This is a genomic window from Bacillus sp. PPSBB_2 (genome assembly GCF_045291115.1).
Taxonomy (GTDB): domain Bacteria; phylum Bacillota; class Bacilli; order Bacillales; family Bacillaceae_G; genus Bacillus_A; species Bacillus_A cereus.
Genome location: NZ_CP147983.1, coordinates 4,806,603 through 4,828,306 on the forward strand (window position 1 = coordinate 4,806,603; position 21,704 = coordinate 4,828,306).

Genomic DNA, 21,704 nt, shown 5'->3' on the forward strand with positions numbered 1-21,704 from the left:
TCTATTTTAATTCGACAACTGTTACGCCTAGGCCTCCCTCGCCCATGTCACCGTAACGGAAGGTTTTTACACCGCGATGCTTCTTCAAGTAATCTTGTACACCTTGGCGAAGTGCTCCTGTCCCTTTACCGTGAATGATTGATACGCGAGGATAGCTTGCAAGCTGGGCATCGTCTAAGTATTTCTCAACGCGCGCCATTGCATTTTCAAATCGTTCACCACGAAGGTCAAGTTCTAATGAAACGTGATAGTCTCTACCTTTTACCGTTGCAACTGCTTTTTTCTCTGTTTGCTTCGGTGTGTTAATGTATTCCATATTAGATTCTTTCACTTTCATCTTCAGAATACCGATTTGTACGCTCCACTCTGTATCGCTTACTTTTTCAAGTAGTTGACCTTTTTGACCGAACGTTAATACTTTCACTTCATCACCTGCACGTAACTGTTGTTTCGGTGCAGTATTTTTCACATTTACTTTTTGTTTCTTAACAAGCTCTGGCGCTGCGCCTTCTAGACGACTCTTCGCTTCAATTAGCTCGTGGTCTTTCACATTTGCAAGCTGTGCTTTACGCAATTGACGAAGTTCTTGAATAATGCCTTCTGCTTCTTTCTTTGCAGCTTCGACTTTTTCTTCTCCTTCTTTTTGCGCTTTTAATAATCGTTCATCGCGATCTTCGTTAAATTCAATGATTTGACGTTGTAACTCACGATGAAGTTTCTCAGATTGTTTGCAAAGCGCTTCTGCTTCGTTCCAGTCACGCTCTGCGTTCTTCTGGCTTTCTTCTAACTTCGCAATCATATTTTCAATTTTATTCGTATCTGTACTAATGTGATTGCGTGCTTGCTCAATAACGCGATCAGATAATCCAAGACGTTTCGAAATTTCAAAGGCATTACTACGGCCTGGTACACCGATTAATAATTTATAAGTTGGACTTAATGTATTTACATCAAACTCAACACTCGCATTAATAACTTGCTCACGGTTATATCCGTATGCTTTTAATTCTGGATAATGCGTCGTTGCAACAACGCGAGCACCGCGATTACATACTTCATCTAAAATTGAAATGGCAAGTGCAGCCCCTTCTTGCGGGTCTGTTCCAGCACCTAATTCATCGAATAAAACTAAGCTTTCAAAATCAGCTTTTTCTAAAATATCAACGATGTTCACCATATGTGAGGAGAACGTACTTAAACTCTGTTCAATCGATTGCTCATCACCGATATCAGCAAAGATATTTTTGAATACACAAATCTCTGACTCATCCATTACTGGAATGTGAAGGCCAGATTGCGCCATTAACACACAAATACCAACTGTTTTCAGCGTAACTGTTTTACCACCTGTATTCGGTCCTGTAATAACAATTGTCGTGAAATCTTTACCTAACATAATGTTATTTGGCACGATTATTTCTGGATCGATAAGCGGATGGCGTGCTTGTCTTAAGTCCATGTAACGCTCGTTATTTACAATCGGCTTTGTCGCTTTAATTCGCTTCGCATAAAAAGCTTTCGCAAAGATGAAATCAAGATTTGCAACTACTTCTACGTTTGATAAAACGATATCCGCTTCTACTGCCACTTCTTCTGTTAACATTAATAAGATGCGTTCGATTTCTTGTTTTTCTTTCACACGTGCTTCTTGCAGTGCATTATTTAATTCTACAATGACTTGTGGCTCAATAAATAACGTTTGTCCAGAAGCCGATTGATCGTGAACAATACCACCATATACGCCGCGATATTCTTGTTTTACTGGGATTACGTAACGTTCGTTACGAATCGTTACAATCGAATCAGACAGCATCTTTTGCGCGTTTGAAGAGCGCGTCATATTTTCTAACTTTTCACGAATACGACTTTCCGCAGTACGAATTTGAGTACGAATACCACGCAGTTTATCACTTGCGCTATCGACTACTTCACCGCCGTCACCGATGCAATTTGTAATTTTCTTTTCTAAATCATATAAAGATACAATTTGAGCGACGTGAGTTTCTAAAATCGGAAGCTCGACACCGTTATCAGCCATATCTTCAATGAAGCGTTTCATATTACGACTACCATACATCGTATTTGCAATATCAAGTAATTCATTTGGACTTAACATACTCCCAATTTTTGCACGCTTCACATTTGAGCGAATATCCGTAATACCACCTAATGGTGCACTACCTTTTAAACGAATAACTTTCGCTGCTTCATCCGTTGTATCTTGCATTTCTACAATTTCTTCAAAATCAGTGCTCGGCACTAAATGCTTCACTTTGTCACGACCAAGTGAAGATGCTGTATGTTCAAGTAATTGTTCTTTTACTTTATTGTATTCTAATACACGCAACGTTCTTTCTAACATGTTGCAGGTCCCCCTTGTATTACTTATTACGTTTAATATAGTCTAATAAACGTTCAATATCCCACGTGTTAATCACGTTATCTTTTTGAATCCAACCTTTACGTGCTGCTGCTACACCTGTTTCCATATCTTCTAACATTTCAAGCGTATGAGCATCCGTATTAATCGCTACTTTCACACCAGCATCTTGTGCTTGTTTTAATAATTTCGCGCTTAAATCTAGACGGTTCGGATTCGCATTTAATTCTAAAACTGTATTTGTCTCTTTTGCTAGTTCAATTAATAAATCTGTATCTACATCATAACCCTCACGACGCCCGAGAAGACGTCCTGTAGGATGGGCAATCATTGTGACATGTTTATTCTCAAGTGCAGTACGTAGACGCTTCATAATCGTTTCACGGTCTTGTGAGAAGCTAGAGTGAATCGCTCCAATGACATAATCTAATTCTGCTAATACTTCATCATCAAAATCAAGCGAGGCATCTGGTAAAATGTCCATTTCAATTCCGCGTAAAATTGTAATGTCTGGATACTTTTCATTCATACGTTCAATTTCTTTCGCTTGCTCACGAAGACGCTCTTTCGTTAAACCGTTCGCCACTTTCAAATATTGCGAGTGATCAGTAATCGCCATAAACTTATATCCACGAGCACGGCACGCTTGTACCATTTCTTCAATAGAAAAAGCACCGTCACTCCAAGTTGTATGCATATGTAAATCACCTTGTATATCGGAAAACTGAATTAAGTTCGGATACTCTTTAATTAATTCAATTTCTTTTCCATCTTCACGCACTTCTGGCGGAATAAATGGCAAACCGAAATGAGCAAAGAAGTCTTCTTCAGTCTCAAATGTTTTCACTTCACCTGTTTCCAAGTTCTCTACACCGTACTCACTAATTTTCTCGCCTTTATCTTTTGCGATTTGACGCATTTTTACATTATGGTCTTTTGATCCTGTGAAATGGTGAAGAGTTGTAATAAACTCTTCTGGTTTTACTAAACGGAAATCAATTGAAATATCATATTCATATTGAAGACGGACAGAAACTTTCGTATCTCCACTTGCTATTACTTCAATCATATTATCAAATTGTAGTAAATGCTCACGTACCGCTGCTGGTTCTGTCGTTGCAATGATAAAATCTAAATCTTTCACTGTTTCACGAACACGGCGCAAACTACCAGCGCGAGAGAAACGAATTACTTCAGCAATATTCGACAATTTCTCCTCTATTTCCCCGGCAATAGGCAATACCATCGCAATTGGTAAACGCTCTGGACGAGAGCCTACTTGATCGATTGCTTCTAATATTTTCTCTTCTGTCTTCTTACCGAAACCTGCTAAAGCTTGTACTTTATTTTCCTCACAAACAGCTTTTAGCGATTCCATATCAACAACACCAAGTTCTTTATATAACTTAGCTACCTTCTTACCACCAAGTCCTGGTAGTTTTAATAACGGCAATAAGCTACTTGGTACTTCTTTTTCAAGTTCTTGTAATACTTCAGATGTTCCCGATTCTATATATTCTTGAATAACGGCTGCTGTTCCTTTTCCGATGCCTGGAATCTTTGTGAAATCTTCAATTTCAGAAAGACTACGATCATCACTTTCTAACGCTGCTGCCGCTTTACGAAATGCAGATATTTTAAATGGATTCGCGCCCTTTAATTCCATAAAAAGCCCGATTGTCTCTAATAATTTGATCACTTGTTTTTTATTTACTTTCATCATTGTCCCGCCTTTCTTTCATAGAAAAAAACTTCTCTTTCCGAAAAAAGAGAAGTTATACTCTGCTACCTGTCTGCCATAGTTCCTTCACCTTTTCAGAGAGAATCGGTGTATCGTCTACAATTATTTTGCTAATTGATGATTGTTGTAATGGTGTTTGTAATTGTTCAATCGGAAGAATGTTCCCAATGATAATTAAGACAAACAAAATAATATATACTTCTAAAAATCCGAGGATTGCCCCCGCAAACGCATTTACTTGCTTTAAAACCGGTATTTCTGCAAACATATTTAACAAATTACCAAGTAATGAAAGTGCAATTTTAGTGATAATAAACAATATGATAAACGCAAGCGCTTGATAAAATACTGTCTCAATATTATTTGCATCAATCCATTCTGGAACAGATACGTTTTTATCAAATGGATACGGAATAAATTTCGCAAGTGCTGGCGCTAAATCTTTACAGTACCAGTATGCAACAAGGTATGCGATAATAAAGCTTGTTAACTTTACAAGTTGCAGAATAAACCCTCTGCGTAAGCCGAGGAAAAATCCCATAACAAGCAGTAAAATGATAATAATATCAATCATGTTATTCCATTCCTTTTTTTGTCATACTTTCTTTCAATTTCTCATGTTCTTCTTTTAATTTTATGTAATCGTGTATGACGTTTACCGCCGTCAATACCGCTAGTCTACTCGTGTCAAGCGAAGGATTCTTGGCATTGAGTTCGCGCATTTTATCATCCACAATCGCTGCTACCATGCGGATATGACTTGTACTTTCATCGCCAACAACTGAATATTGCTGACCATAGATTTCTACATTAATTCGACTTTTCTTTCCCTTTTGTTGTGACAACTCACCGGCCTCCAATCACGTACAGAATCCTAAAGTTTATCATACCATGAACCTTCATAATATGGAAACAGAAAGAACAATCCGATATGATAAAAATAACAATATAAAAAAAGGGGCGACCATTATGTCAAATTCTATCGTAATTCAAACAAATTCTACAGTAATTGAAGACATGAAACAACAATATAAACATTCGCTTAGCTCAAAAACTCCGCAAGGCGGAATCTTCATGGCAAAGGTACCATCTTGCACGATTACAGCGTATAAATCTGGAAAAGTAATGTTCCAAGGAGGCCGCGCTGAAGCAGAAGCTTCTCGTTGGCAAACTGTCTCTCAAACAACGAAAACAGCTGTAACAAAATCTGTCGATTCCCATCGTTATGCGCCTCCTGCTTCCATCGGTACAATGTCTATTGTAGGGTCTGATGAAGTTGGTACGGGAGATTTCTTTGGACCGATGACAGTCGTTGCTGTATATGTGGATGCAAAGCAAATTCCACTACTAAAAGAACTTGGTGTAAAAGACTCTAAAAACTTAAATGACGATCAAATTACTGCCATTGCGAAACAACTTCTACACGTTGTTCCTTACAGCTCCCTTGCCCTTCATAATGAAAAGTATAACGAGCTATTTGATAAAGGAAACAACCAAGGTAAGTTAAAAGCTTTACTACACAATAAAGCTATTACAAACTTATTAGCTAAAATGGCACCTACAAAACCTGAAGGCGTCTTAATCGATCAATTCACACAACCTGATACATACTATAAATATTTAGCAAAACAAAAACAGGTACAGCGTGAAAATGTTTATTTCGCTACGAAAGGTGAAAGCGTCCATTTAGCAGTAGCCGCTGCTTCTATTTTAGCTCGCTACTCATTCGTAAAACAATTTGACGAACTAAGTAAAAAAGCTGGTATGCCACTTCCAAAAGGTGCTGGTAAACAAGTTGATATCGCCGCTGCTAAATTAATTCAAAAAGTAGGTAAAGAAAGATTACCTGAGTTTGTAAAACTGCATTTTGCTAATACAGAGAAAGCGTTTCGCTTATTGAAATAGTATCGACAAAAACAGGGGCTTACAAACTCCTGTTTTTTGTTTCACCCTACTATTGTCCTTATAGCTTTGTTATAATTATAATATACAGATTATTCTAACATAGGAGGGGATTCCCATTGCTACTTCTACAAATGATTCTAAATATTTTACTAGGTGATCCACACGAAAGACAGTTTGAAATTAGAGAAAACATTCAGCTACTAAGTGAACAACCAGCGTTCAACGATTTAATAGAGCGTTATGGCCGATCTTTCTTATTAAACTTTCGGATTCGAAGATTTATCGGAAAACACGATGCCCGCTCGTTAATACATAATCCAGCAAAACTACAACACTTCTGTGAGGAACTTGAATGTATGATTAGAAAAAGGAGGTATTTCATATGAACGCTGTAAAAGTTAAAAAGGTATTATATGTTTTCGTACACCTCGTAGGTCCACTTTCTTACTTCACTATTTCTACCATTTGGGGCGCTTTTTTCACTACTAAATCTACATTCGAAAATATCTCTGATAACCTCGGCGTGATAGCCATCTATTAAGTGTTCATGAGTTTACTGCGGTTTTTCTATTTAGATCGATTAGACAAAGACATAAATAAGATTACAAAAGAAATTAACGATAATAGGATGTAACACATAACAAAGGAGAGCCCTTAAGACTCTCCTTTGTTATGTCAACTTCGTTTCTGCTTCTTATTTGATGAAGATACTTTATGAGAACCTGTTTCATGTGTCGTCGTTCCTTGTCCTTCAACTTCTGGAGAACCTAGGCTTGATCTTGAATGATCTTTTTTCACTTTTTTACTCATTTACATTCACCCCTTCGCGTTACTTTTTGCTACGGGGTCATAAACTATGCAAACAAAAAAGCGAGAGGAAATCCTCTCGCTTTTTTCATATTTTAGAACTCAGAAGAACCTGGAGTTCTTGGGAATGGAATTACGTCACGGATGTTAGCCATACCAGTGATGTACATTAGGAAGCGCTCGAAACCTAGACCGAATCCAGCGTGTTTTGTACCGCCGTATTTTCTAAGTTCTAAGTACCACCAGTAGTCCTCTTCGTTCATACCTAATTCTTTAATTCTGTCTACTAAAACGTCCATTCTTTCTTCACGTTGACTGCCGCCGATTAATTCGCCGATGCCAGGAACTAGAAGGTCAGTAGCAGCTACTGTTTTACCGTCGTCATTTAAGCGCATGTAGAACGCTTTAATGTCTTTCGGATAGTCAGTTACGAATACAGGGCGTTTGAAGATTTCTTCTGATAAGTATCTTTCGTGCTCTGTTTGTAAGTCAATACCCCATTCTACTGGGTATTTGAAGTCAGCACCTGATTCTTGAAGTACTTTAATTGCTTCTGTATAAGTGATGCGACCGAAGTCAGAGTTGATTACGTTGTTCATACGCTCTAGAACTGTTTTATCAACGAAGCTGTTAAAGAATTCCATTTCTTCTGGTGCATGCTCTAATACGTATTTCATTGCATATTTCAGCATATCTTCTGTAAGGTTCATTACGTCACCTAGTTCAGCGAATGCAATCTCAGGCTCAACCATCCAGAACTCGGCAGCGTGGCGAGTTGTGTTTGAGTTTTCTGCACGGAATGTAGGTCCGAATGTGTATACATCACGGAATGCTAATGCATAAGCTTCAGCGTTCAGCTGTCCACTTACTGTTAAGTTTGTTTCTTTGCCGAAGAAGTCTTTTGTTTCATCAACTTGTCCGTCTTCGCCTTTTGGTACGTTGTTTAAATCTTGCGTTGTTACGCGGAACATTTCGCCTGCACCTTCTGTATCACTACCAGTGATGATTGGCGTGTGAACATGTACGAATCCACGCTCTTGGAAGAATTGGTGAATCGCAAATGCTGCGATAGAACGTACGCGGAACGTTGCAGAGAATGCATTTGTTCTTGGACGTAAGTGAGCGATTGTACGTAAGTATTCAAACGTATGACGCTTCTTTTGAAGTGGGTAATCAGAATCTGATAAGCCCTCGATATCAATTTTTTCTGCTTTAATTTCAAATGGTTGCTTCGCTCCAGGCGTTGCAATTACTTTACCTTCTACTTTAACTGAAGAGCTAAGTGGAAGTTTTGCAATTTCTTTGAAGTTATCTAATTCTGTATCGAAAACGATTTGAACGCTTTTGAAGAAGCTACCGTCGTTTAATTCGATGAAACCAAATGCTTTTGAATCACGTAAGTTACGAATCCACCCTGATACTTGTACTGTTTGACCTGCGTATTTATCTGTATCTCTATACAGACTTTTTACTAATGTGTTTTCCATAGTGAAATTCTCCTTTGCTCATATATTTAAATACAAAAAAACCTTTCATCCATAAAGGGACGAAAGGTTAAACTTCGCGGTACCACCCAATTTGTCATAAAGACCAACTTTAACTCGTATGTAATACATACTTCCCAGTTTGTAACAGGCCGGATTCCCGTCTAAGTCTACTCTTGAATACAAGATTCAATTTCGGTTAGCAACTCCAAGGTGTTCTTCACATATACCGCCTCATCAGGCTCTCACCGTCCCTGACTCGCTTTGGATTATAGTATATACTACTTTTCCTTATCATCGTCTTTCATTTTGTTAAACTAAAATTAATGTACTACATTCGAGAGAAAGATGCAAGGTGTCGGAAAATATATGAGCGATTTTTGTAATATATCGACTTACCGATAGTATCCGACAACTAACCCAATAAAAAAATTGCCGGAATGAATCCGGCAATTTTCTAATTACTTACGTAACTCCGCACCGAATTTCTCTTCTACCGTTGTTAGTACACGGTTATGTGCTTCTGTTACTTCTTCGTCTGTTAATGTACGTTCTGCATCGAAGTAAGTCATAGAGAATGCAAGTGATTTCTTGCCTTCTTCCATTTTTTCACCTTCGTATAAGTCAAATAATGTTACATCTTTCAGAAGTTCTCCGCCAGCTTCAGCAATGACTTGCTTCATTTCACCAGCTTTTGTTTCTTTTGTTACTACAACAGCCATGTCACGTGTCATAGATGGGAAACGTGGAATTGCTGCGTAGTAAGTTTCTTCAGCGTCTGCACCGAATACTTTTACAAGAGATAATTCAAATACGAATGTATTTTTCACATCTAATTGTTTTTCTGCTTCTGGGTGCAATTGACCGATGAAACCAATTACTTCGCCATCTAATACGATGTCAGCTGTACGGCCTGGGTGCATACCTTCACGTTTTGCTGGTGCATATGTGATTTGGTTTGCAACGCCAAGTACGTCGAATAGTCCTTCTAGTACACCTTTCACAACGAAGAAATCTACTACTTTCTTCTCACCTTGCCATGCATGGTGAAGAGCAAGACCTGTCATAACACCTGCAAGATGTTGTTCCTCTTTCGGAAGTTCTCCTTCTTCTGTCGGTAAGAAGATAGAACCTACTTCGTATAAAGCAACGCTGTCGTTTTTACGAGCGACATTGTATGAAACTGCTTCTAGTAATTGCGGTACTAAGCTTAAACGAAGTTGGCTACGTTCTTCACTCATTGGAAGCGCAAGACCTACAGGCGCCTTTTCGTTTGGCTCAACCATATATTGTTTCGCTTTGTCAGCGCTTGTTAATGAATACGTGATTGCTTCATATAAACCAGCACCCTCTAAGAAGCGGCGTACTTTACGACGTTTCGTTTGTGCTGATGTTAATTTACCACGAGTCATCGTTCCAGAAGGTAATGTAACTGGAATGTGGTCATAACCGTATAGACGGCCCACTTCTTCTACTAAGTCTTCTGAAATTGTAATATCAGGACGACGTGCTGGTACATTTACATGGAATGTTCCTTCTACTTCTGTGAATGGGAATTTCAAGTTTGTGAACATTGTACCCATTTCACTCGCAGAAATATTTGTACCTAATACACGGTTTACTTTTTCAGCAGTAACAGATACTGTACGCTCTTGTACTTGTAAGTTGTCAGCTTCTACTACACCTTCAAGTGCTTCACCGCCAGCATATTTCGCCATTAAAGCAGCTGCGTGTTGAATTGCTTCAAATGTACGTGTTGGGTCGATTCCTTTTTCGAAACGTGCACTTGATTCACTACGAAGACCTAAGTCTTTTGATGTACGACGTACTGTTTGACCTGCAAAGTATGCAGACTCAATTAGAACGTTTACTGTCTCATTTGTAACTTCAGAATCCGCCCCGCCCATCACACCAGCAACAGCTAAAGCTTTCGTGCCGTTTGTAATTACAAGGTGGTGGCTTTGTAATGTACGCTCTTGATCATCTAACGTTTCAATTTTTTCGCCTTCTTTTGCAAGACGAACAACGATTTCTTTTGAACCTAATTTATCGTAATCGAATGCATGTAACGGTTGACCGTATTCCATTAAAATGTAGTTTGTAATATCAACTACGTTGCTAATTGGACGAATGCCAGCTGCCATAAGACGAGTTTGCATCCACATTGGTGATGGACCAATCTTTACGTTTTTAACCATTTTTGCAATGTATAATGGGTTTTCTTCTTTCGCTTCTACACTTACAGAAATATAATCAGAAGTTTTTTCTGCTGTTTCTTGTAAGTCGATAGCTGGAAGTTTTACTTCGCGGCCATAAATAGCAGCTACTTCATATGCAACACCTAACATGTTTAAGCAATCTGCACGGTTTGGTGTTAAGCCAAGCTCAAGTACTTCATCGTGTAAGTTTAAAATTTCAAGTGCATCTGCACCAACTTCAGCGTCACTTGGGAAGATAAAGATACCATCTGCGTATTCTTTTGAAACTAACTTTCCATCAATACCAAGCTCTTGAAGAGCACAAACCATACCGTGAGAAGCTTCACCGCGTAGTTTTGCTTTTTTGATTTTGAAGTTACCAGGAAGTACAGCTCCAACTTTTGCAACTGGTACTTTTAAACCTTTTGCAATGTTAGCAGCTCCACAAATAATTTGAACTGGCTCTTCTTCACCGATATCGATTAAGCATTTGCTTAATTTATCAGCTTCTGGGTGTTTTTCACATTCTAATACGTGACCAACTACAACACCTTTTACACCTTTATTTAATACTTCAACGCCTTCTACTTCAATACCACTTTTCGTGATTTTGTCTGCTAGTTCTTGTGCTGTTACATCTTTAATATCTACATACTCTTGTAACCAACGATATGATACGAACATACTTATCCTCTCCTTCCCTTACGCTCGTTTGAATTGTTGTAAGAAACGTACATCATTTGTATAGAAATGACGAATGTCATCTACTCCGTATTTCAACATTGCGATACGCTCTGCGCCCATACCGAATGCGAAACCTTGATATTCTTTTGAATCATAACCAGCCATTTCAAGTACGTTCGGGTGAACCATACCTGCGCCTAGAATTTCAATCCAGCCAGTTCCTTTACAAGTGCCGCAACCTTTGCCATGACACATCATACAAGAAATATCCATCTCTACAGATGGCTCTGTGAATGGGAAGAAACTTGGACGAAGACGGATTTCACGATCTTCACCGAACATCTTTTTCACGAATACTTGCAGTGTACCTTTTAAGTCACTCATACGAATGTTTTTATCAATTACAAGACCTTCAATTTGCATGAACTGATGTGAATGCGTCGCATCGTCGTCATCACGGCGATACACTTTACCAGGACAAATAATTTTGATTGGGCCTTTTTCTTTATTATTTTCCATCGTACGTGCTTGCACAGAAGATGTATGTGTACGTAGTAACGTTTCTTCTGTAATGTAGAATGTATCTTGCATATCACGCGCTGGGTGATCTTTCGGTAAGTTTAGTGCTTCGAAGTTGTAGTAGTCTTTTTCTACTTCTGTTCCTTCAGCTACTTCATAACCCATACCGATGAATACATCTTCAATTTGTTCAACAACAGCTGTTAACGGATGGTGGCAACCTGTTTCAACAGGACGACCTGGCAATGTAACATCAATTGTTTCAGTAGCTAGTTTCGCTTCGATTACTGCTTTTTCTAAGTTACTAATTTTGTCTTCTAGACGCGTTTGAATCGCTTCACGTACTTCATTTACTAATGCTCCCATACGTGGACGCTCTTCTGCTGATAATTTTCCCATGCCGCGTAATACTTCTGTAATTGGGCCTTTTTTTCCTAAATACGCTACGCGTACGTCGTTTAAGCCCTTTAGCTCTTTCGCTTCTTCAATAAGCTCTAACGCTTTTTGCTTTAGCTCTTTTAAACGTGCTTCCATTTTGGAACCCTCCTAATTTTAAAAATAAAAAAACCTCGCTCCCAAAAAGGGACGAGGTAAATTCGCGGTACCACCCTAAATTGACAGAACAAGTCTGCCCACTCATTAGTTATAACGATCAATTCTGACCGGAACGCCTTTACATATACATGGTCCTGGCGTCAACTCCAGAGGTGAATTCACTTCCGTCTACCATAAGAATGCTTTCAGTCTACGGCACTCTCTCCCTATATGGCGATTTTGTAAGTTACTCTTCTCTATCAACGTTTTTCGTTATTTAACTTTTAATATAATGTACTTCAACTTATTATAAGAAGTTTTTTATTTGTTCGCAACCGGGCTTTGCAAATAATACGTTAAAATCCCTGCTGCAACCGCAACATTTAATGATTCTGCCCCGCCGTAAATCGGAATATACAAGTTTTGATCCGTTTTTGCAAGAATTTCTTGGCGTACGCCATTTCCTTCATTTCCTACAATTAATGCAAAACTGCCAGCCGGCGTTACTTCACCATACGGAACTCCATTTTCAAGAGCTGTTCCATATACAGGAACGTTATTTTCTTTTAACTTGTCTACCCATTCTTCTAAGTTCCCTTTTACAATTGGCAAGTGGAAAATAGAGCCTTGTGTAGAGCGGAGTACTTTACTATTGTAAACATCAACACAACCTTCTCCAAGCACAACGGCGTGAATACCAGCTGCATCAGCTGTACGAATAATTGTTCCTAAATTACCTGGGTCTTGCAGGCCATCTAATAAAAGGAATTTCCCATCAGTAAGAGCTACTTCTTTCTCATGCTTCTCACAAACAGCAAATACACCTTGCGTCGTTTCTGTTTCACGAAGTATTTTTACAATCGCCTCAGGTACGATGTACATTTCCACATCATTAACTGTCCAATCTTTCGGAAGGTCTGTCTGATCTGAAACGATAAGTTCTGTTACAATCCCTGTCTTCAAAGCTTCCTCGACTAAGTGGAATCCTTCTACAAAAAATAAACCTTTTTTATCGCGTTCTTTTTTCGTTTGCAGCTTTTTCCACTGCTTTACACGCGGATTTTGTACTGAATCAATGTTTTTCATAATATGTATTTCCCTCTCTTCTTGTCTTATCATTATAGCCTATTTTTCATACATATTTACATAAAAAAGAACAAAAACTAACGTCAGTTTCAATTCTGAAGAAGAGGTGAAAGCAATGAGTTTTAATTTACGCGGTGCCGTATTAGCGAATGTATCTGGAAATTCACAAGATCAATTACAAGAAACAATCGTCGATGCAATTCAAAGCGGTGAAGAAAAAATGCTTCCAGGTCTTGGCGTTTTATTTGAAGTCATTTGGAAAAACGCTGATGAAAATGAAAAGCACGAAATGTTAGAAACACTAGAGCAAGGATTAAAAAAATAAGCAATTTGAAAATCACCTTTGCATAAGCTAAGGTGATTTTTTTGCAGAAAATTTTTTTCTTCTCCTAAACATTTCTACTTTACTAACGAACTATGATGGAGTACAATGTTCAAAATACATTTAAACCGATCGATTTTTCTTCATATACACCATAAGATAAAAGGAGTGAATGTTTTATGCACCGTATTACGCTTGAACAAATTTTTAAACACCACATTACACAAAAATACGTAAACCGTTCTGGAATGGTCCACGCGATCGCTGTCGCTTACCATGCGTTTCACCTAGCCAAAAAGCATCACGCCTCAGTCGATGCTGCCACAAAAGCTGGCTTCCTTCATGATATCGGACATCATACGTGGTACACAGGCGGCGAATGGGATTATGACTTATATAAAAAGAATGATATCCATGCAATTAAAGGCGCTGAAAGAGCACATAAATTACTTATTAGATTGGGAGAACATCCAAAACTAGCAAAAGAAATTTCTATTGCAATTCTTCTTCATACAGATTCTTTCTTAGTGGAACAAGAAATTGAAAGAACATCTCTTCAAAATATTATTAAATGGGCAGACGAAGCAGATGAAGAACCGGGCGGAGCGCATCATTATCGAACAATTTCTTATGAAAAAGCACTTAAAGCAATTCAGCAATTAGATCGATTGGTAGAGCGTGAATTGCAAATAGAGCAAGCAAAATTGAATAACAAGACAGAACATAGTTATCAATGAGAAAGAGGCATCACTACAGGGTGATACCTCTTTTATTATTTTATGGAAAATACACCTTTATATGTAATATTTAAATATTACGCCTGAAAACAAAATCCATTATTCCAGCTATGTTATTTCATATTATGAATAATATGTTAGCATTCTTAGGATAAAGAGAGGTATCATGATGATACCTCTCTTTACTCTTTTTATAACAACTTCTTTATACTAATTTTAATTTCTTTAATTGTCTTATTAGCGAGGATAAGTGGATTACAAGCACAATGTAAAAGTATACACAACATAGGGGACTACTGGGGGGTATTTTCTGGGTTCTCATGTCTGCAGGTGATTCATTCTATATCTAATTGAATCCTTGTATAAGAAAACAAAAAAGCAGGGAAATTAATTCCCTGCTTTTCTATTTGGTTTATTGCCTGATTGTAAGAAGAACGATAACACCCAAGCGATACCTGCTAGTATCGTTGCGATTAAGAAGGCATCGTTAATACCGTTAATTGCAGATAGCTTTGAAATTTGTCCATATAATAGTTGTGCACTCATCGCGTCTCCTGCTTGAGCTGATCCAGCTAAGGCCGCTAAGCTTTGACCCATGCCGTGTACTTTATCAACTAAAATTGGGTTTGATGTTGTTAACATGTTGCCGTAATCTGCTACGTGAGCAGTCGTTTGTTGCGTCATAAGTGTAATTAAAATCGCTGTTCCGATTGAACCCGCTACTTGTCTTGACGTATTTTGCGTTGCTGTACCGTGAGAAATTAATTTCATCGGCAGCGCGTTCATACCAGCTGTCATAATTGGCATCATAATGAATGACATACCAATTGAACGTATAATGTAATCCGTCATAATAACGCTATACGGCGTATCCATCGATAATTTTGTAAATTCATATGTCGCATACGTCGTAATCGCCAATCCAATTATCGCTAATGGACGAATGCCATATTTATCGAATAATTTACCCGCTACTGGTCCCATGATCCCCATAATTAATGATCCTGGAAGAAGTAGTAAACCAGATTCAATTGGCGTAAAGCCACGAATGTTTTGCAGATATACTGGAAGCAATAACATACCTCCGAATAATGCCATCGTAACGATTGCGTTAATTACTAAAGTAAAAGTAAATACTGGATATTTAAATACTTGTAAATCAAGCATTTTATTGTCCGTTGTTAACTCTCTCCAAATAAATAACGCTAAACCAATTACACCGATAATAAGTGAAATAACAACTTCTGCACTAGTCCAACTATTATTTCCAGCTTCACTAAATCCGTACAATAAGCTTCCTAGTCCAATACTTGAACTAACCACACCGAATATATCTAATTTCGTTTTAGACACTGGCTGAGCTAGTGTAAAGAATTTTAAAGATAGGAACGTAATAATTAAACCGATAATAAACATCGCATAGAACATTAAGTTCCAGCTATAGTTTTCAATCACCCAACCTGTTACAGTTGGTCCGATAGCTGGTGCTAAAATCATTGCTACACCTAGTAATCCCATCGCCGCTCCGCGTTTATGAGGCGGGAATAACGTCATGAAGATATTCATACCAACCGGCATTAAAATACCCGCACCAACAGCTTGAATTACGCGACCTGTCATCATCATTGTAAAGTTTCCTGAAGTAGCACAAATGATAGATCCTACCGTGAAGAATAACATTGCTGCTACGAATAATTTACGATACGTAAATCGTGAAACTAAAAAGGCACTAATCGGTACTAAAATACCATTTACAAGCATGAAGCCTGTAATTAACCATTGTGCTGTTGAAGTTGATACATTAAATTCATTCATTAACGGAGGTAATGCAACATTAATGATTGTTTGGTTTAAAATAGAAACGAACATGCCTAGAATTAATACAGCTACAACTGCTTTTACGTTCACATTCTCTACAGGCATAGACATTTGTTTTTTCGGCACTTCTTTTTCTTGTTTTACTTCTTCTTGCTTTCCTGTTTCTAACTCAACTACATTAGAAATTTCCGATTCTTGCTTTCGTTCAATTTCTTTCTCTTCTGTTTCAACTTTACTTACTTCTATTTTACTTACGGCTGGGACTTGTTCTTCTCCCATTTTCGTTTTTTTCTTTCGTAAAAGACGATTTACAAGGAAGAAGACGATTATACAAAATAGTGCATATCCTACAATTACAATTGAGGACATCTCATCTCCCCCTTACTTATGAATACGAACTGTCACATTCATGCCAGGAACAATATTTACTGATTTGCTATGATCTAAAGAAATTTTAACTGGTACTACTTGTGTTACTTTCGTATAGTTCGCTGTTGCGTTGCTTGATGGCAACATAGAGAATGTATTCGCTGTTGTTAAGCCAACTTGTTCTACTTTTCCTGTTAACGTTGTATCTGGGTATGCATCTACATACACATCTACATCTTGACCTTTTTGAACATCATCAACATCTGTTTCTTCAATGTTTGCTGTTACCCATAAATTGTTCATATCAAATGCATAAGCAATCGGGCTACCTGCTCCAACGAAAGCATTTGTTGTCGCGTTTGATTGTACAACTGTTGCATTTTGTGGAATTGTTACATCTACTGTTTGTTCTCCATTAGCTGCCGCTACAGTAACAGTACCTAATTTATCGTTCTCATTATAATTTTTTCCTACTTCAGCTTTCCAGTCAGTTAGTTTACCTGCTACTGGTGAAGCAACCGGAATTACCTTTCCATCAATCTTTGCATTGTCTGTTTTTAAGTAATTTTCCGTTTGATTGTAATAGTAATAACCGCCAATACCGCCGCCAACTAGTACAATTAATGTGATAATGTTGATAATTACCATTCTTCGAAACTGATTCATTGCATTCCTCTCCTTATATCGCATATAATTTTTTTCTAAACTATTTATGTCCTTATTGTTTAGATTGTTTAATTGTTAATTATATTAACCTTTTAACAAAAAAATCACACCATCTGCAGCGTAAATCGAAACTTATCTACCTGCGAGCGGTGCTGATTTCTGAAGGACTATCGTTTATAATTATAAATAATTATTTTGAATCTACAACCGACAATTTACGTATGAAATGTTGCTTAAACAACAATATAATACCAATATGTTGTTTAAGTATAGAAAATTAAACGAGGAGAAGGAAAATGTCTATTAAAAATACAAATGATCCACGTGTAAAGCGAACGAGACAACTCATTCAGGATGCTTTTGTCGCTTTAGTAGGCGAAAAAGGCTTTGAAAATGTAACTGTTCAACATATCGCAGAACGCGCTCCTGTAAATCGCGCTACATTTTATAGCCATTACCATGATAAATATGACCTATTAGACAAAAGCATTGAAGAAATGTTAGAGAAGCTAGCAGAAGTAATTAAACCGAAAAATAGAAATAAAGAGGATTTTCAACTTACATTTGATTCACCTCATCCTACATTTTTGGCTTTATTCGAACATATCGCAGAAAATGTAAACTTTTATAACGTTATGCTTGGGGATAAAGCTGCCGGAAACTACTCTTATAAAATGATGAAAACAATACAAGTGCATTTAACATTAAGCTTGTCTATTTCACAACCAGATGATGAAGATCTTATGGTTCCTCGTGATATTTTGATTAGTTATGTGACAGGGGCTCACATCGGAATGATTATGTCATGGTTAAAAAAAGGAATGATATATACCCCACATTTTATGGCGATGCAATTAACTCGTTTAATTATTTTAGGTGCTCATACTGCAGCGGGATTAGAACGGCCTTTTTAAAACATAAAAAAGCGAAGGAGAAGCTCCTTCGCTTTTTCTATTAATTAAATGTAATGTTATGTACAGCCTCTTTATCAAGACGTTTAATAACTTCTACAATTAACTTCACTGCATTTTCATAATCATCACGATGTAACATTGCCGCATGAGAATGGATATAGCGCGTTGCAATTGTAATTGCCATAGAAGGAATACCATTTACAGCAATGTGAATCGCACCCGCATCCGTTCCTCCGCCTGCTACTGAATCATATTGATACGGGATTTGTAATTCATCAGCAACATCAACTACGAAATCACGTAAACCTGTATGTCCAATAACAGAAGCATCATATAAAATGATTTGTGGTCCATCGCCCATTTTACTTTGTGCTTCTTTTGACGTTACACCCGGTGTATCTCCAGCGATACCAACATCTACTGCGAACGCGATATCTGGTTTAATATAATTCGCAGATGTTTTTGCGCCACGAAGACCAACTTCTTCTTGTACAGTTCCAACGCCATATACAACGTTTGGATGCTTTTCATCTTTTAATTGTTTTAATACGTCAATTGCAATTGCACAACCGATTCGGTTATCCCATGCTTTTGCAAGTAACATTTTTTCATTCTTCATCACTTGGAATTCAAAGTAAGGTACAACTTGATCTCCTGGTCGTACGCCCCACTCCAACGCTTCTTCTTGGCTAGAAGCACCGATATCGATGAACATGTCTTTAATTTCAACTGGCTTTTTACGAGCTTCTGGAGGTAAAATGTGCGGTGGTTTTGAACCAATTACACCTGTTACATCTCCTTTACGCGTTACAATCGTCACGCGTTGCGCAAGCATAACTTGTGACCACCAGCCACCAACCGTTTGGAAGCGAAGGAAACCTTTGTCATCGATTTGTGTAATCATAAATCCAACTTCATCTAAATGACCTGCAACCATAATTTTCGGGCCGTTTTCTTCCCCTACTTTTTTCGCAACTAAACTCCCTAAATTATCAGTAGAAAGTTCGTCCGCAAACGGCTCGATATATTTCTTCATTACTTCACGTGGTTCACGCTCGTTACCAGCAATACCACGTGCATCTGTTAATTCTTTTAGCATTGTCAATGTCGCGTCTAATTTTGTCATTGCCAACACCCTCCTTTTTCTTCAGTCAATTCATTATACAATAATTAAATTGAAATATTCAAAAATTAAATTAGTATCCTTGTGTTTGACGCTGATGATTTACTTCATTTTTATCTAAATATGCTTTTTCAATCTCTTCTTGTTCAAATTCAAGTGCTTGTCCAAGTCGAAGATAGCTCGTAAATAATTCAATATAATTTGTAATAGATGGTTGATCTGTAAAACGAATTACTTTCGCATATGTGTCTAAGAAAATTTCCACTTGTGTTTTATTCGTCTGTGCACATTTATAGAATAGGAAGTTTTTATCAATACCTAAATCAATTCCGATTGATAAAATAAAATGCAAACCATCTACGTATTCTTCTAATATTACTTCACGTTCTGATGCTGGTTTGTTGCTCCAATATTTAAAACAACGTGTTTCATTTGCAAGTTCTCCAATTTCTACAAGAAGAGCTAACATTTTTTCTTTTAATAATTTTTTCGGTTGTAAGTCATGTTCTTTTGCAATACGGTCATCTAATTCTTTTTGTAATTTAAATAGTTGTAGTAAGTCCATTCTATTGTCCTCCTCCAACATCGCATTTTACGCAACAATGTTGTTTCATCTCAAAGTTCATTATTATGTTTCAGTTCTTATGAATAAGTCAGCTATCTAACTCTTTATAAAATAGCTTGTCCTTAATTTACAAATACGTTTCAGTCATCGCTCTTAAATTGTTCATCTGATGAAAGTTCCATATCATCTTTCCATTATAGCAGTGTCGTTTCAGCTAGGAAAGATACTCTTCTTTCCAAACGGGCAGAATTGAAAAAAGCCAGGAGTATTCTCCTGACTTCATATGTATATTCTTCTATACTGCTATAACTTTTATATTGATTTTGTCATATTGATAACAACATAGCCGTTAATCTTTATAATTTCTTTCACTTCTAACTTCTATTTGAATACAAATAAAAAAACCTTAGAAGAAAATTCTTCTAAGGTTTCAACTAATTAATTAGTTAATGTTGTTTTTTGCAACTGTTGCTAATTCAGCGAAAGCTTTTTCGTCATGAACAGCTAAGTCAGCAAGCATCTTGCGGTTAACTTCGATGCCAGCATTTTTAAGACCGTGCATTAAGCGGCTGTAAGAAAGACCATTCATACGAGCTGCTGCGTTGATACGTGTAATCCATAATTTACGGAAGTCACGTTTCTTTTGACGGCGGTCACGGAATGCATACATTAGAGATTTCATAACCTGTTGGTTAGCAACCTTGAATAATGTATTTTTTGAACCGTAGTAACCTTTTGCTAATTTAATTACTTTTTTACGACGTTGACGAGTAACTGTACCACCTTTTACTCTTGGCATAATATTACCTCCTAATTGTTCTATATATCAGCCGAACTTATTTTAAGTTGTCAAGCATTTGACGAATGCGTTTGAAGTCACCAGCGCTTACTACACCAGCTTTACGTAGTTTACGTTTAGCTTTTGTAGATTTGTTAGCGAATAAATGGCTTGTGTAAGCGTGAGAACGTTTCAGTTTACCTGATCCAGTCTTTTTGAAACGCTTTGCAGCGCCGCGATGAGTTTTTTGTTTAGGCATAGGTATTTCCTCCTCTATCTATTACTTATCGTTTTTCGGTGCTAAAACTAAGAACATACTGCGTCCTTCCATTTTAGGCTTAGATTCAACTGTACTAACTTCAGCACAAGCTTCTGAGAAGCGATCTAAAACACGTTGACCGATTTCTTTATGAGTAATGGCACGTCCTTTAAAGCGAATTGACGCTTTAACCTTGTCGCCTTTCTCTAAAAACTTGATAGCATTACGAAGTTTTGTGTTAAAGTCGTGTTCATCAATTGTTGGACTTAAACGAACTTCTTTCATGCTAATTACTTTTTGATTTTTGCGCTGCTCTTTTTCTTTCTTCTGTTGCTCAAAGCGGAATTTACCGTAGTCCATAATGCGGCATACTGGCGGTTTCGCATTTGGAGCAACTAATACTAAATCAAGATTAAGATTTGCAGCTAAGTCTAAAGCGTCATTACGAGACTTGATTCCAAGTTGATCGCCATTTGCGCCAACTAAACGTACTTCACGTGCACGAATTTGCTCGTTAATCATCATATCCTTGCTAATAGTAAGCCACCTCCAAGGTTTTCTCAGAACATATTTTGTAGTCATAGAACCCGAACAAAAAAAGTGCGGGCATACGACACCCACACTTGTAAAATCTTAAGTAAGAAATACATTTACCTGTTAACTGCGAATGCGTCCATCAGGTGAGAAGCGGGTGCTTCTACTTGTTCCACAAAACAATATTCTATTATCCTTGATGAGTTTATCATAGGACATGACGTCTGTCAAGAAGACGCGATGTGTTTTACTAACAACAAGAAATATTGTAACAAACAACT

The 21,704-nt window shown here is 37.5% G+C and carries 21 protein-coding genes, 3 pseudogenes and 3 other annotated features; of the genes and pseudogenes, 8 read left to right on the forward strand and 16 right to left on the reverse strand.

Annotated elements, in window-relative coordinates:
* Position 1: 1 nt before the first annotated feature.
* From V6946_RS24315 to zapA, 4 genes are read right to left on the reverse strand one after another with little or no spacing between them, the layout of a single operon-like run.
* Positions 2 to 2,362, reverse strand: a complete 2,361-nt coding sequence (locus V6946_RS24315) for an endonuclease MutS2 (protein ID WP_366981543.1) — start codon at positions 2,360 to 2,362, stop codon at positions 2 to 4.
* Positions 2,363 to 2,381: 19 nt separating this feature from the next.
* Positions 2,382 to 4,100: a DNA polymerase/3'-5' exonuclease PolX gene (gene polX / locus V6946_RS24320; RefSeq protein WP_000867532.1), complete on the reverse strand. Its 1,719-nt coding sequence runs from the start codon at positions 4,098 to 4,100 to the stop codon at positions 2,382 to 2,384.
* Between the two features lie 55 nt (positions 4,101 to 4,155).
* Positions 4,156 to 4,695, reverse strand: a complete 540-nt coding sequence (locus V6946_RS24325) for a CvpA family protein (protein ID WP_000565408.1) — start codon at positions 4,693 to 4,695, stop codon at positions 4,156 to 4,158.
* Position 4,696: 1 nt separating this feature from the next.
* Positions 4,697 to 4,966, reverse strand: a complete 270-nt coding sequence (gene zapA / locus V6946_RS24330) for a cell division protein ZapA (protein WP_000082701.1) — start codon at positions 4,964 to 4,966, stop codon at positions 4,697 to 4,699.
* A gap of 124 nt (positions 4,967 to 5,090) precedes the next feature.
* Between zapA and rnhC the strand changes: the two genes are divergently transcribed.
* From rnhC to V6946_RS24345, 3 genes and pseudogenes are all read left to right on the forward strand, one after another.
* The gene (gene rnhC, locus V6946_RS24335) at positions 5,091 to 6,026 is read left to right on the forward strand and encodes a ribonuclease HIII (protein ID WP_033692771.1); all 936 of its coding nucleotides are present in this window, start codon (positions 5,091 to 5,093) and stop codon (positions 6,024 to 6,026) included.
* A 116-nt stretch (positions 6,027 to 6,142) separates the two neighbouring features.
* Positions 6,143 to 6,412, forward strand: a complete 270-nt coding sequence (locus V6946_RS24340; protein ID WP_006926497.1) for a hypothetical protein — start codon at positions 6,143 to 6,145, stop codon at positions 6,410 to 6,412.
* A pseudogene (locus tag V6946_RS24345) lies at positions 6,409 to 6,660 on the forward strand (hypothetical protein). Before V6946_RS24340 ends, V6946_RS24345 begins: the two are co-directional and overlap by 4 nt.
* A 41-nt stretch (positions 6,661 to 6,701) precedes the next feature.
* On the opposite strand, the gene V6946_RS24350 reads toward V6946_RS24345, so the two are convergent.
* The 5 genes from V6946_RS24350 to V6946_RS24370 form a co-directional block, all read right to left on the reverse strand.
* Entirely contained in the window at positions 6,702 to 6,836 is a 135-nt protein-coding gene (locus V6946_RS24350) for a YuzL family protein (protein ID WP_000039594.1), read from the reverse strand.
* Positions 6,837 to 6,928: 92 nt separating this feature from the next.
* Positions 6,929 to 8,320, reverse strand: a complete 1,392-nt coding sequence (gene asnS, locus V6946_RS24355; RefSeq protein ID WP_000432165.1) for an asparagine--tRNA ligase — start codon at positions 8,318 to 8,320, stop codon at positions 6,929 to 6,931.
* Positions 8,321 to 8,372: 52 nt separating this feature from the next.
* Positions 8,373 to 8,624 (reverse strand) — a binding site (T-box leader).
* Between the two features lie 154 nt (positions 8,625 to 8,778).
* On the reverse strand, positions 8,779 to 11,199 hold the full coding sequence (gene pheT / locus V6946_RS24360; protein WP_000498186.1) for a phenylalanine--tRNA ligase subunit beta: 2,421 nt from the start codon (positions 11,197 to 11,199) through the stop codon (positions 8,779 to 8,781).
* Between the two features lie 18 nt (positions 11,200 to 11,217).
* On the reverse strand, positions 11,218 to 12,252 hold the full coding sequence (gene pheS / locus V6946_RS24365; RefSeq protein WP_000388222.1) for a phenylalanine--tRNA ligase subunit alpha: 1,035 nt from the start codon (positions 12,250 to 12,252) through the stop codon (positions 11,218 to 11,220).
* Between the two features lie 44 nt (positions 12,253 to 12,296).
* Positions 12,297 to 12,525, reverse strand: a binding site (T-box leader).
* A 48-nt stretch (positions 12,526 to 12,573) separates the two neighbouring features.
* Positions 12,574 to 13,371 carry an RNA methyltransferase gene (locus V6946_RS24370; RefSeq protein WP_002026395.1) on the reverse strand — a complete coding sequence of 266 codons (798 nt, stop codon included), beginning with the start codon at positions 13,369 to 13,371 and terminating at the stop codon, positions 12,574 to 12,576.
* Positions 13,372 to 13,453: 82 nt separating this feature from the next.
* On the opposite strand from V6946_RS24370, the gene sspI reads away from it, so the two are divergent.
* The 4 genes and pseudogenes from sspI to V6946_RS24390 form a co-directional block, all read left to right on the forward strand.
* On the forward strand, positions 13,454 to 13,663 hold the full coding sequence (gene sspI / locus V6946_RS24375; protein WP_000009509.1) for a small acid-soluble spore protein SspI: 210 nt from the start codon (positions 13,454 to 13,456) through the stop codon (positions 13,661 to 13,663).
* Positions 13,664 to 13,839: 176 nt separating this feature from the next.
* Positions 13,840 to 14,397 carry an HD domain-containing protein gene (locus V6946_RS24380; protein WP_000554786.1) on the forward strand — a complete coding sequence of 186 codons (558 nt, stop codon included), beginning with the start codon at positions 13,840 to 13,842 and terminating at the stop codon, positions 14,395 to 14,397.
* Between the two features lie 74 nt (positions 14,398 to 14,471).
* Positions 14,472 to 14,552, forward strand: a pseudogene (locus V6946_RS24385) (CPBP family intramembrane glutamate endopeptidase); the annotation flags it as partial.
* A gap of 58 nt (positions 14,553 to 14,610) precedes the next feature.
* Positions 14,611 to 14,747: pseudogene (locus tag V6946_RS24390) on the forward strand (DNA-binding protein); the annotation flags it as partial.
* Positions 14,748 to 14,784: 37 nt separating this feature from the next.
* Here V6946_RS24390 and V6946_RS24395 read toward each other — a convergent pair.
* Both V6946_RS24395 and V6946_RS24400 read right to left on the reverse strand, forming a co-directional pair.
* Entirely contained in the window at positions 14,785 to 16,584 is a 1,800-nt protein-coding gene (locus V6946_RS24395; protein WP_366981544.1) for a DHA2 family efflux MFS transporter permease subunit, read from the reverse strand.
* 12 nt (positions 16,585 to 16,596) lie between these two features.
* Positions 16,597 to 17,250: an HlyD family secretion protein gene (locus tag V6946_RS24400; RefSeq protein WP_001071419.1), complete on the reverse strand. Its 654-nt coding sequence runs from the start codon at positions 17,248 to 17,250 to the stop codon at positions 16,597 to 16,599.
* Between the two features lie 296 nt (positions 17,251 to 17,546).
* On the opposite strand from V6946_RS24400, the gene V6946_RS24405 reads away from it, so the two are divergent.
* Positions 17,547 to 18,164, forward strand: coding sequence for a TetR/AcrR family transcriptional regulator (locus V6946_RS24405; protein ID WP_000023660.1), 618 nt, complete (start codon positions 17,547 to 17,549; stop codon positions 18,162 to 18,164).
* A 40-nt stretch (positions 18,165 to 18,204) separates the two neighbouring features.
* On the opposite strand, the gene V6946_RS24410 is transcribed toward V6946_RS24405, so the two are convergent.
* From V6946_RS24410 to infC, 5 genes are all read right to left on the reverse strand, one after another.
* A complete protein-coding gene (locus V6946_RS24410; protein ID WP_406622133.1) occupies positions 18,205 to 19,290 on the reverse strand; it encodes a M42 family metallopeptidase in 1,086 nt (361 codons plus the stop codon).
* A 70-nt stretch (positions 19,291 to 19,360) separates the two neighbouring features.
* A complete protein-coding gene (locus V6946_RS24415) occupies positions 19,361 to 19,852 on the reverse strand; it encodes a dUTP diphosphatase (RefSeq protein ID WP_000365050.1) in 492 nt (163 codons plus the stop codon).
* 442 nt (positions 19,853 to 20,294) lie between these two features.
* Complete coding sequence (gene rplT, locus V6946_RS24420) at positions 20,295 to 20,651, reverse strand: 50S ribosomal protein L20 (RefSeq protein ID WP_001138362.1); 357 nt, start codon at positions 20,649 to 20,651, stop codon at positions 20,295 to 20,297.
* Positions 20,652 to 20,688: 37 nt separating this feature from the next.
* Entirely contained in the window at positions 20,689 to 20,889 is a 201-nt protein-coding gene (rpmI, locus tag V6946_RS24425) for a 50S ribosomal protein L35 (protein ID WP_001125945.1), read from the reverse strand.
* A gap of 21 nt (positions 20,890 to 20,910) precedes the next feature.
* Entirely contained in the window at positions 20,911 to 21,414 is a 504-nt protein-coding gene (gene infC, locus V6946_RS24430) for a translation initiation factor IF-3 (RefSeq protein WP_000973215.1), read from the reverse strand.
* A gap of 63 nt (positions 21,415 to 21,477) precedes the next feature.
* Positions 21,478 to 21,598 (reverse strand) — a sequence feature (ribosomal protein L20 leader region).
* Between the last annotated feature and the right edge of the window lie 106 nt (positions 21,599 to 21,704).

Coding starts and splice junctions, on each gene's coding strand:
- V6946_RS24315 (WP_366981543.1), bottom strand. CDS start 2,362: ATGTTAGAAAGAACGTTGCGTGTATTAGAATACAATAAAGTAAAAGAA.
- polX (WP_000867532.1), bottom strand. CDS start 4,100: ATGAAAGTAAATAAAAAACAAGTGATCAAATTATTAGAGACAATCGGG.
- V6946_RS24325 (WP_000565408.1), bottom strand. CDS start 4,695: ATGATTGATATTATTATCATTTTACTGCTTGTTATGGGATTTTTCCTC.
- rnhC (WP_033692771.1), top strand. CDS start 5,091: ATGTCAAATTCTATCGTAATTCAAACAAATTCTACAGTAATTGAAGAC.
- V6946_RS24350 (WP_000039594.1), bottom strand. CDS start 6,836: ATGAGTAAAAAAGTGAAAAAAGATCATTCAAGATCAAGCCTAGGTTCT.
- asnS (WP_000432165.1), bottom strand. CDS start 8,320: ATGGAAAACACATTAGTAAAAAGTCTGTATAGAGATACAGATAAATAC.
- pheT (WP_000498186.1), bottom strand. CDS start 11,199: ATGTTCGTATCATATCGTTGGTTACAAGAGTATGTAGATATTAAAGAT.
- pheS (WP_000388222.1), bottom strand. CDS start 12,252: ATGGAAGCACGTTTAAAAGAGCTAAAGCAAAAAGCGTTAGAGCTTATT.
- V6946_RS24370 (WP_002026395.1), bottom strand. CDS start 13,371: ATGATAAGACAAGAAGAGAGGGAAATACATATTATGAAAAACATTGAT.
- sspI (WP_000009509.1), top strand. CDS start 13,454: ATGAGTTTTAATTTACGCGGTGCCGTATTAGCGAATGTATCTGGAAAT.
- V6946_RS24380 (WP_000554786.1), top strand. CDS start 13,840: ATGCACCGTATTACGCTTGAACAAATTTTTAAACACCACATTACACAA.
- V6946_RS24395 (WP_366981544.1), bottom strand. CDS start 16,584: ATGTCCTCAATTGTAATTGTAGGATATGCACTATTTTGTATAATCGTC.
- V6946_RS24400 (WP_001071419.1), bottom strand. CDS start 17,250: ATGAATCAGTTTCGAAGAATGGTAATTATCAACATTATCACATTAATT.
- V6946_RS24405 (WP_000023660.1), top strand. CDS start 17,547: ATGTCTATTAAAAATACAAATGATCCACGTGTAAAGCGAACGAGACAA.
- V6946_RS24410 (WP_406622133.1), bottom strand. CDS start 19,290: ATGACAAAATTAGACGCGACATTGACAATGCTAAAAGAATTAACAGAT.
- V6946_RS24415 (WP_000365050.1), bottom strand. CDS start 19,852: ATGGACTTACTACAACTATTTAAATTACAAAAAGAATTAGATGACCGT.
- rplT (WP_001138362.1), bottom strand. CDS start 20,651: ATGCCAAGAGTAAAAGGTGGTACAGTTACTCGTCAACGTCGTAAAAAA.
- rpmI (WP_001125945.1), bottom strand. CDS start 20,889: ATGCCTAAACAAAAAACTCATCGCGGCGCTGCAAAGCGTTTCAAAAAG.
- infC (WP_000973215.1), bottom strand. CDS start 21,414: ATGATGATTAACGAGCAAATTCGTGCACGTGAAGTACGTTTAGTTGGC.